Source organism: Nonomuraea sp. PA05 (genome assembly GCF_008086045.1).
In the GTDB taxonomy this organism is placed as follows: domain Bacteria; phylum Actinomycetota; class Actinomycetes; order Streptosporangiales; family Streptosporangiaceae; genus Nonomuraea; species Nonomuraea monospora.
The window spans coordinates 1-305 of sequence record NZ_VSEY01000125.1 but is presented as its reverse complement, the minus strand read 5'-3'; the positions used below and the strand labels follow the sequence as shown (position 1 = coordinate 305).

Genomic DNA, 305 nt, shown 5'->3' with positions numbered 1-305 from the left:
CCTCTACGAGTCGGGGTACGCCCTCGGCCAGCGCGCGCTGCAGCAGGTGGACTCGGGGGCGGTGGTGGGCTTCATCGCCACCCCTGGAGCGCTGAACATCCAGCCCAGGATCGACGGGGCCGAGCAGGCGATCAAGGACTCGGGCAGATCCATCACCTTCACCGCCGTCGGCACGAACGCCGACGTCACGCGGGGCCTGTCGATCATCGACGCCTACGCCCAGGGACATCAGGATGTGGCGGGCATGCTGGCCGTGGACGCCGGCTCGACGCAGTCGGTGGGACAGACCGTGAAGAAGTACTCGA

The 305-nt window shown here is 68.2% G+C and carries 1 protein-coding gene; it reads left to right on the top strand.

The window, feature by feature from the left end; translation table 11 throughout:
• Positions 1–305 (top strand): substrate-binding domain-containing protein (locus tag FXF51_RS60315; RefSeq protein ID WP_148443846.1); only part of this gene is annotated, 305 nt, incomplete at both ends.